11 protein-coding genes are annotated in these 9,562 nt (G+C 58.5%); 1 reads left to right on the top strand and 10 read right to left on the bottom strand.

The genetic code is table 11. The annotated features are described in order from the left end of the window. From J0H39_24230 to J0H39_24220, 3 genes are all read right to left on the bottom strand, one after another. Nucleotides 1–278 (bottom strand): aldehyde dehydrogenase family protein (locus tag J0H39_24230; protein ID MBN9499869.1); only part of this gene is annotated, 278 nt, incomplete at its 3' end. 179 nt (nt 279–457) lie between these two features. Beyond that, on the bottom strand, nt 458–1,222 hold the full coding sequence (locus J0H39_24225; GenBank protein MBN9499868.1) for an SDR family oxidoreductase: 765 nt from the start codon (nt 1,220–1,222) through the stop codon (nt 458–460). Between the two features lie 88 nt (nt 1,223–1,310). Continuing rightward, nucleotides 1,311–2,486 (bottom strand): ABC transporter substrate-binding protein, encoded by a 1,176-nt coding sequence (locus J0H39_24220; GenBank protein MBN9499867.1) that lies wholly within the window; start codon nt 2,484–2,486, stop codon nt 1,311–1,313. An 84-nt stretch (nt 2,487–2,570) separates the two neighbouring features. Between J0H39_24220 and J0H39_24215 the strand changes: the two genes are divergently transcribed. Beyond that, nucleotides 2,571–3,125: a MarR family transcriptional regulator gene (locus J0H39_24215; GenBank protein MBN9499866.1), complete on the top strand. Its 555-nt coding sequence runs from the start codon at nt 2,571–2,573 to the stop codon at nt 3,123–3,125. Nucleotides 3,126–3,178: 53 nt separating this feature from the next. Here the strand turns inward: J0H39_24215 and J0H39_24210 are convergent, their stop codons facing one another. The 7 genes from J0H39_24210 to J0H39_24180 all read right to left on the bottom strand — a co-directional run bounded on the left by J0H39_24210 (nt 3,179) and on the right by J0H39_24180 (nt 9,449). Further along, on the bottom strand, nt 3,179–4,426 hold the full coding sequence (locus J0H39_24210; GenBank protein ID MBN9499865.1) for an FAD-dependent oxidoreductase: 1,248 nt from the start codon (nt 4,424–4,426) through the stop codon (nt 3,179–3,181). Continuing rightward, the gene (locus J0H39_24205) at nt 4,423–4,752 is read right to left on the bottom strand and encodes a 2Fe-2S iron-sulfur cluster binding domain-containing protein (GenBank protein ID MBN9499864.1); all 330 of its coding nucleotides are present in this window, start codon (nt 4,750–4,752) and stop codon (nt 4,423–4,425) included. The genes J0H39_24210 and J0H39_24205 overlap by 4 nt, the downstream gene beginning before the upstream one ends. Nucleotides 4,753–4,758: 6 nt before the next feature. Beyond that, a complete protein-coding gene (locus J0H39_24200) occupies nt 4,759–5,958 on the bottom strand; it encodes a cytochrome P450 (GenBank protein ID MBN9499863.1) in 1,200 nt (399 codons plus the stop codon). Between the two features lie 167 nt (nt 5,959–6,125). Next, nucleotides 6,126–6,839, bottom strand: coding sequence for an ABC transporter ATP-binding protein (locus J0H39_24195; protein MBN9499862.1), 714 nt, complete (start codon nt 6,837–6,839; stop codon nt 6,126–6,128). Then, a complete protein-coding gene (locus tag J0H39_24190; GenBank protein MBN9499861.1) occupies nt 6,820–7,584 on the bottom strand; it encodes an ABC transporter ATP-binding protein in 765 nt (254 codons plus the stop codon). Before J0H39_24190 ends, J0H39_24195 begins: the two co-directional genes overlap by 20 nt. Then, complete coding sequence (locus J0H39_24185; protein ID MBN9499860.1) at nt 7,581–8,582, bottom strand: branched-chain amino acid ABC transporter permease; 1,002 nt, start codon at nt 8,580–8,582, stop codon at nt 7,581–7,583. Before J0H39_24185 ends, J0H39_24190 begins: the two co-directional genes overlap by 4 nt. After that, nucleotides 8,583–9,449, bottom strand: coding sequence for a branched-chain amino acid ABC transporter permease (locus J0H39_24180; protein ID MBN9499859.1), 867 nt, complete (start codon nt 9,447–9,449; stop codon nt 8,583–8,585). It lies immediately after the preceding gene. Nucleotides 9,450–9,562 lie beyond the last annotated feature (113 nt).

The following is a 9,562-nucleotide window of genomic DNA, read 5'->3' as shown; positions in this document are numbered from 1 at the left end:
TTCGCCATCATCAGTTCGAACCACTTGCGCAGGATCGCCGAGCGCTCCTTCGCCGTTTTCGCGCGCCACGCCGGCAATGCGGCGTTCGCCAGGTCGATAGCCCGCCTGGTCTCGGCTGCGCCCATGTTCGGCACGGTGCCGACGACGGCCCCGTTGGCGGGATTATCCACCTTGATCGTCCCGCCGCCATCGGCCGCAATCCACTCGCCGCCGATGAAGCAGGCGTCGCGCAGCAGCGATGAATCCTTCAGGCTCAGTTTCGAGACTTTGTCCAACATGTCACATGGCCTTGTTGATTGCGCGACGATTGTTACGCCCCCTTTATATATGAAGGCATGTACCATCGGCAGTGTTCCAGAACATGGCTGGAGCCAGTTTTAAGTAACACTCGGCCAATCGAACAAATCCGGAACTCTGCCGGGTCCGCGTTCCACTATCATGAGGCCTCAGTTTTCCGTCAGTGCATCACCGAGCCGCCATCAACGACGAGTGTTTGGCCAGTAACAAAATCGCTATCGTCCGATGCAAGAAAGAGAAGCGCTCCGATCAGATCATCCGGATTTGAATCTCGCTTCAACGCCCTGCTTGAGACAATCGAAGCGGCAGCGTTCTGCCAGTCCGGGTGCGACTGAACGTTATCGCTCATGACAAGGCCCGGCGCGATCGCATTGACGCAGATATTGCTCGGCCCGAGTTCTCGCGCAATCGCTCGCGTCAGCGCAACCACCGCGCCCTTCGACGTCACATAATGCAGGAGATAGGGACTGCCCTTGAAGGCCGTCCCCGACGAGATATTGATGATCTTTCCGCCGCCCGTCATTGCGGGAACGGCGGCCATGATCGCCTGCCAGACGCCGCGGACATTGACCGCCATCACCTTGTCCCACTCGTCGATCGAAATCTCCGAATAGCCCTTCATCTTCAACGAACCGAACAGCCCTGCATTGTTCACCAGAATATCCAGCTTGCCGAAAGCAGCTTTGCCTTGTTCGACCATCCTGTTGAGCGATTCCTGGCTGGAGACATCGGCAACGACGCCGATCGCCTCGCCGCCCTGCCGCTTGATTTCCGCGACCGTATCGTCCGGCATCACGATGTCCGAGACGCACACACGTGCGCCGGCGGTCGCAAGCGCGAGGGCATAGGTACGCCCGATACCCTGTGCTGCACCGGTTACAACCGCAACCTTGCCCTGCAGTCTTTTTGTTGACGCCGTTGTCATCCGATAATCCGTTCAATTTTCTTCAAGGCATACATACCGACTGCACACATTCGAACGCGGCGCGCATTCACGCGCCGCGTCCGATGTTTCAGAACCGCGTGCAGGCATCCGGGCCGATAGCATCTTCCGCAGCAACCGATCCGGTCACGTCGAACTGCCCGTTCTTAATCTTCACGATATACATCGGCAGCATGGTCTGGTTGTCTCCCGGCCGGATCGTGCGCTGACCCGATGGCGTGGACCACGACAAGCCGCGCAGTGCATCACGCACCTTGTCCGTCTCCGCGCTTCCTGCCTTCTCGACAGCCGCTTTGTAGGCATACAGCAGGCTGTAGGAGTCAGCCGCGAACAGATCCGGATCGGCCTTGAACTTGGCGCGGTAGGCTTCCACGAACTTCTTATTTTCCGGCGTATCGATTTTCGGCGAGTAGCCAGTTCCCGTGATGTAGCCTTCGGCCGACTTTCCGATCGCGCCGATATTCTGGGACGTAATGGTCCCCGAGGAGCCCACGATGCTTGCCGAACGCAAGATGCCGAACTCATCAAGCTGCGTGAGAAGCCTGACAGTGTCGTTGCCCGCAACGGAGGTGTAGATCGTATCGGGACGTGCCGCACGGATCTGGCCGAGATATTGCGAGTAGTCCTTTGAATCCAGCGGAGCGAAAACCTCACCCACCACCGCGATCTTGTTGCGCTCCGCGCCGGCCTTGAAGGCCGCGACGCTGGACCGCCCCATTTCATAGTCCGGGCCGACAGCGAAGACCTTGGCGTTCGGCTTGTCTTTGCCAAGCCAGCTCGTCAGCGCGAAGGATTGCTGTTCCGCACGCGCATTGAAGCGGAACATGTTCGGCGAACATTTATCGCCGGTGATCGAGTCGGCGAAGGAAACGGTGGTCGACGCCAGCTTGTTATTGCGCTCGGCGAGCTGGCCGACCGCGAGGGTCGAGCCGGAGTTGACGGTGCCGGTCAGGAAGTCAACCTTCTCGACCTGGAACAGGCGCTCGGCTTTCTGAACCGCCACCGATGGGTTCGCTTCCTCATCCTCGAAAATCAGGTTGACCGGCCGCTTGTTGATTCCGCCTGCGGCGTTGATCTGCTCGGCAGCCAATTCCAATCCCCAGCGAACGGGTTGGCCAATGGCAGCATACGTGCCGGAGAGCGGCGTCACCACACCGATCTTGATCGGCTCCTGCGCCAAACTCTGTCCCGGGGCAAATGCGCCCGCCAGCCCCGCGATGGCCACTGCATACTTGATATTTTCCATGTTTCACTCCCTGTTTGCCGTTTAAATGATTTTCTGGTTGAGCTAGACCAACTTCGATCTTCTGCGCCTCATGCTAAGAGGCCCATGGTTTTGATCGATTTTGGAGCACCTTTCGTGAAGAAGAATGTTCGTCGGGGAGCCTTGACGGTAGAAGGACGCCAGGTGCTCGACCTCGAGCGGCACGTTCCCTACTTCTTCACCTATATTTCCAACAGACTCTCGCGCGGCGCTTCCGACACATATCGGAAGCACTTCGGACTCGGCATCACCGAATGGCGCGTGATGGGCGTGCTCGCCGGAATGCCGAACATCAGCGCAATCCAGATCATCAATGCCATCGGCCTCGATAAAGGCGCTGTCAGCCGAAGTCTCGACACGCTCGACAAACAGGGTCTGACGACAAGCATGCCCGACCCCAAAGACAACAGATCGCGGCTGATCAAGCTGTCGCGCGCCGGTCAGTCGCTCCATGACAAGGTCATTGTTGCCGCGCTTGAGCGAGAGGAGCGGCTGCTGTCCAAACTGACTCCCGAAGAAGTCGAAACACTGATCGTCTGCCTGCGAAAAATGCAGGCCATCGTGCCTTACGTGAACGCTTTCGATCCTCTCGAGCAGAAAAAACCCGCATCGGGCAAGTGATCCACCGGCCATACCGCCAGTGAGCCCGTCCTGCGCAGGATCATGCTTGGCCATTACAAGGCCTCCTGTTCGCGCGAACGGACGTCGGATTCCAGCGCTTTCACATCAAACTTCGCGGCGACAAGCTGCGCCGGCGAAATAGCCGCGCGAGTCTGCAGCAATTTCCGTCCGGCCATATGATCCGCCGGGCGATTGACGGACTCGATTCCAACGAGCCTCTTTTCGCGAAAACAGAAAATCGAGAAACTGTGTTCGCGCGGGTCGCCTGACACCAGCACCTCGTCACAGCCTGCAACCAAGCCTACAATCTGCAGCTTGGTATTCCCCTGATCGCTCCAGAACCAGGGCACACTTGTATAGGGTCGCGGCGTGCCAAGAAGTTTCGCGGCAACGCTTCGTGCCTGGTCCGTTGCATTCTGAACAGACTCGAGCCGTGTGCGCTGCCCGTGCGAGGCGGGAAACGACGCGCAGTCCCCGATCGCCGAAATATTCGGATCGCTGGTCGTCAGATGTTCGTCAACTACGATGCCGTTCTCGACATCCAGACCGGCCATGACCGCCAGCTCGACATTCGGCGTTGCGCCCACACCTATCAGGACAAGATCGGCAGCGATGCACTCTCCGGTGCTGAGCCGCACGGCCCGAACTTCACCATTCGTGCCCTCGATTTCCGACACGCCCCGATTCAAAAGAATTTCAGCGCCGGCTGCCGTATGAAGATCGAGAAAATAGTCCGACATCTGCTGGCTGATGGCCCGCGCCATCGGGCGGGAGTCGATATCGATCACGGTCGTGGCGATGCCGCGCTTGCGGGCGACCGCGGCGACTTCCAGGCCGATGAATCCCGCTCCAATAATTACAAGACGCTTGGCTTGATTCAGAGCCTTCCGAAATGAGTCGGCATCGCCAACGGTGCGCAAATAAAAGATGCCGCGCAGATATTCGCCCGGAATTGGAAGCCGACGATTGCTTGCGCCGGTGGCAAGGACCACATGGCCAGCCTGGAATTCCAGCCCGGACGCTGTCGAAACGCTCAACATGTTGCGATCAATGCCGACGGCATGCTCACCCAGATGAATCTTGATCTGCCGATCATCGAAGAACTTCGGCAGCCGGATCGTTGGGACAAATCCTTCCGTCTCCAATCCTGCCTTGGATAGAGGCGGACGCTGATACGGATAGTGCGTTTCCGCGCAGACCATGGTGATGTCGCCGGCGAATCCGCCATCGCGTAGCGAGCCAGCTGTTTGCAGACCAGCTTGACCACCGCCCACAATCACCACGGACGCAGGAAGAGTCACAACTGCCTCTCCGGGAGTTTGATCTCAAGTCCGTCGAATGCATCCGTCACGGAAAGCTGACACCCGAGACGGCTTTCGACAGTACGTTCGGCAGCAGCAGAATCGAGCATCGCATCTTCGACCGCGCTTACCGGTGGAAGCGCTCTCTTCGCCTGCTCTTCATTTGCGATATAGACATGGCAGGTGGCACACATCGCCGATCCACCGCACTCGCCGACAATTCCATCAAGTCCCGCGGACAAAGCCCCATGCATGATGGTTGTCCCGACAGGAATGTCGAAATTCTCCCGCGCTCCATCAGCGTGAATGAAAGTGATTGAAGGCATGGCGTCTCAAGCGTGAAAACGGACCGGCAGCTTTTCAAAGCTGCGCAATGTGTTGTGAAGCAAACGCACGGGCTCACCGCGGAGTTCGATTCGCTTGACCCGCCGCGCAAGCGCGGTAAGCAGCACCTCCACTTCCAGCCGGGCAATCATCTGCCCGACGCATCCGTGAATTCCCGCACCAAAACCAACATGACCCGCGGTGCTGCGGGAGATGTCGAATGTATCGGCATCTTTCCACTTGCGAGGGTCGCGATTTGCCGCCGCGACCAGGACCAGGATCTTGCTGTCGCTCGGGATGTGCGTTCCGGCAAGCTGCGTATCGCAGGTCGTGGTTCGGAAAAAGGTCTGGAACGGCGACTCGAAGCGCATCACCTCTTCGAACGCCTGCTTCATCCTGCCGGACTCGTTGCGCACCACATCCCATTGATCCGGATGCGCCGCAAAGCAGTAGAGCGCGTTTCCGATAGCAAATGTCGTGGTATCGACGCCCGCAGAGAGGAACGAGCGGACGAGGAGCGCCGCGTGATCTTCCTCGATCTCGCCGGCATCGACATGCTTATAGACCTGCGCGCCGAGCCCACCGGGCGTCAGGTTCTCGCGCCTGCAGGCCGCCGTCACCCATGCCGTCACCTCTTCGGCATTGGCCATCGCACGATCGAACAGGTCGTTGCGCGGCCCCATGCCGTTGAAAACCATATTCCCCCAAGTAATGAGATGATGCCGCCCCTCGACCGGAACGCCGACCGCATCGGCGAAAACCTTCATGGGGAATGTTTCGGAAAAGTCCGTCATCCCTTCGATATCGCCAGCCGCAAGAGCACGCTCCACAAGCGCATCCGCTTCAGTTTCGAAGGTCGCACGCAATGCGCGAAGAGCGGCCGGAGACAGGATGCGCCCGACAATCGCGCGATTGGCCGTGTGCTCTGGCGGATCCGTTTCAAGCAGCGCGCTTGGCTTGCGCCATCCGCCGGCTTTCTTTTCATTGACAATCCCGACGCCGGCGCCGGAGCAATAAGTCTGCCAGTCGGTTAGGACAGCCTGTACCTGATCGTATCGGGTAACCGCCCATACACCCCATTTCTCAAGCCAGACGACAGGCCCTGCATCGCGCAAAGTGGCGTGAAACGGATATGGATTGCGAAAAAAATCAGGAGAGAACGGATCGATCTCCGAAGATGCAGTCCTTTCCAGGGTGTCCGCCGCCATCGTTTTCTCCCATTCGAATGATCGCGATCAGTGTTATTCATATAATTGAAGCTGATCGGCTTCGAACTTGTTGACTTGCGATTTAGTTGCCACCTCAACTTTATGCTGTCAATACCTATAAAATAAACGTGGATCGGAACTCCCGCTCGCCGGGTGTCGCGGGAAGTTTAGTGAATTCCCACGCCGAGCAGACGGTCCACCAGAGCGCGGTCTGATTTCAATTCGCCGGATGCGCCCTGCCAGGCTAATCGTCCGCGCTCCAGGATCAGCACGCGGCCTGCAAAATCCAGCGCGCGCTCGATCTGCTGTTCCACCAGAACAATCGTCATCTTGCCGGATGCGGCCAATTCCGTGATCATAGTCATGAGTTCATCGCAGATCACCGGAGCAAGGCCTTCAAGAGGCTCGTCGAGCAACAGGATCGACGGCCGACCGAGAAGCGTTCGGGCCATGGACAGCATCTGTTGTTCGCCACCCGACAACTGACTGCCAAGATTCCGCCGCCGCTCGCCGAGCCGCGGAAACATAACGTAGGCCTCTTCCAGTGCCGCGCGCGGCCGCCCCTTCAGGCCTGTCGAAAGATTTTCCTCGACCGTCAACGAGCGAAAGATATCGCGTGTTTGCGGGACATAGCCGACGCCGAGATGAGCGCGCGCCGATGTGCGGCGAGCCGTCACGTCGATGTCGTCGACCTTGACGCTTCCGTGATGGCGTGTGGACAAGCCCATCAGCGTGGCCAGCAGTGTCGTCTTTCCCATCCCATTGCGGCCAAGGATCGCCAACCGCTCTCCCGCCTCAACATTAAACGAGAGCCCTTGGATAATCCGCGTGGGCCCGTAGCCGGCGCTCAGACTTTCGACATCAAGCCGTGCGGCGGGCATCGGCATAGCTCCCCAGATAGGCGCGGCGCACTTCGGCATCGACGGTCACAGCCTCAGGCGTGCCCTCAAAAATGAGACGTCCGTTGGCGAGAACAAGGACTCGCTTGGCGAACCGGAAAACAAGGTCCATGTCATGTTCGATCATCAGCACCGCAATGTCGGGCGGCAGGCGATCGATGGCCTCCAGAATCTTCGGCGCTTCGTCATGGGGAACGCCCGCTGCAGGCTCATCAAGCAGAAGAACCTTCGGATTCAGCGCAAGGCCGATCGCCAGTTCGAGCAGCCGTTGCTGGCCGTAAGCGAGTTTTAACACCGGCAATCGCGCCAGATGGGCAATGCCCAGCGAGCCCAGCAGTCGTTCCCATTCCTCCCGAACGTCCGGCCTGTTCGCCGCTGCGGAGAATACGCGCCTGGTCATCCCCCTACGCTGCATGATGGCCAGCGCGACATTCTCTGCGGCGGTCAGGCTGCTGAACAGCCGCGTGACCTGAAATGTCCGGACCAGACCGCGCTGAACCCGTTCGGTAATGCCAAGGCGCGTGATATCTTCGCCCTTGAGAAAAAGACGCCCCTGTGTCGGCGCGAGGTCGCCGGACATGATGTTCACAAGCGTGGTTTTCCCCGCGCCATTCGGCCCGATCAAGGCCACGCGATCACCAGCCGAAAGGCCGAATGAAATGTCCCGGCTGACGTGAAGCCCGCCGAACGACTTCGAGACGCCTTCAAGCTGGAGAAGATCGGTCACAGCCGTGCCTCCCGTCCGATCAGCTTCGTCCACAGAACCGCAACTCCGTGAGACAGGCCACGCGGCACGAAAACCACCACGACGATCAACAACAGGCCGACCAGTGTCAGCCAATGGAACGGATTGATGGATGACACGTAGTGCCCGAAAATCTGAAAAATGATGGAGCCGAACAGCGCGCCCCACAAATTATTGGCTCCCCCGAGAACCAGCATGACAAGCGCCTCGGCCGAACGCTCGAACCCAACACTATCCAATCCGACCACGCCCGCCGTAATGGCGTTCAACGCGCCACCGATGCCCGCAACGGCACCGGAAATGCCGTACATAATGACAAGCCGCGGATACACCCGCGCCCCGATCATCTGCACGCGCAGATCGTCGTCCCTGATGCCACGGCACAACAGACCGAACGGCGAGCGGACAAAGCGAAGCAGCAGCACGAACACAATCGCGAGAATAGTCAACGAGAATACAAACGCCGTACGGCTGTACATATCAAAACTGAAAATACCGAACACCGGCGCAGGCGTAATACCCGCCAAGCCGTCGCTTCCGCCCGTGAGGGATGAAAGTTTATTGCAGAGCGCGACCACGAGTTGCCCCAATGCAATCGACAGCACGAGCTGCGGGAGCCCCCGAAACCGCGCAATCAGCACGCCCGAAATCAGCCCTGTCAGAATGCCTGCCAGCATGCCGAAGATCAGCAACAGAATCGGATCTGCGATTCCTGCGAGAGCGGCATTTCCAACCACATAGGCGCTCACGCCATACAGAACCGCCTGCCCGAGAGTAGCAACGCCGCAATATCCCGTCACGAGGTCCAGCGACAAGACCAGCAGGGAGACGCTGATCAGCCGGGTGAGAAACGCGAGGTCGTCGGGGAAAATCAGGTAGCCGATCAATCCAAGAAGACCGATCGACAAGATACCCAGCATCTCTTGAGCGAACGGAAAGGATTCGAACCTCATCGTAACTGATTTGGAAAAGGCGTTCATCTAATGGGCTCGCCCGAACAATCCGCGGGGAAACATGAAGACGATGAGGATCACAACCAGATAAAAGAAGAACTCGCCGTACTCCGGTGCGAGGTATTTTCCTGTCGTATCGGCAAATCCGAGCAGCAACGAGGCTGCAATAGCGCCGACAATCGATCCTGCGCCTCCCACGGAGACGACCACGAGGAACGTTACGATGTAGCGAAGTGCATAGTATGGCTCGATCGGCATCAATTCCGCGCCGACAACACCGCCGAATGCACCAAGCCCGACCGCCAATGCGAAAGTCGCAGCATAAATCCACTCGGTCCGGATCCCGAGCGAGTCTGCCATATCGCTGTTGTCGACCGAGGCACGCAGACGAACGCCGAACTCCGTTTTCTCGATCAGAAACCAGAGCAAGAGCGCCACGATCACACCGCAGGCGATCACGAAGATACGATGCGTCGGCACCATGCGGAAGCCGATATCCATCGGCCCGCTCAAAGCTGCGGGCAGCGGAATGGATTTCAGGGTCGGACCGAGAAGGAAGTTGGCAACTCCGATGATGAAAAAGGTGATGCCGATTGTCAGCAGCAGCTGGGTGAGCGCATCCGATTTCCGATAGATGCGGCGATAGAGCAAAATCTCGAACGGGATCGAGATGACGATCGTCCCGATCACCGCTGCGATGATCGCAATCGCATAGTTCATGCCAAGGCCGCGCATGGCATAGGACGCGAGATACCCACCGATCATGGCGAATGCACCATGCGCAAGATTCACGACGCGCATGAGGCCCATCATGATCGACAGCCCGATCGAAATGATGAACAGCACCATGCCATAGGCAATGCCGTCGAATGCGATACTCAGGACTGTCTGCATCACGCTTCCTATGCACCAACCACCGCGGCTATCGCAGAGGCCGAACCGATCGCATCATGAATTTCGCCGCGCCCTAACGTCATCAACAGACCTCAGACGTCTGGATTGATGGC

It is taken from the genome of Alphaproteobacteria bacterium (genome assembly GCA_017308135.1).
GTDB lineage: Bacteria > Pseudomonadota > Alphaproteobacteria > CACIAM-22H2 > CACIAM-22H2 > Tagaea.
Note: the sequence above shows the minus strand (reverse complement) of the source record. Positions and strands in the feature narration are given on the sequence as shown.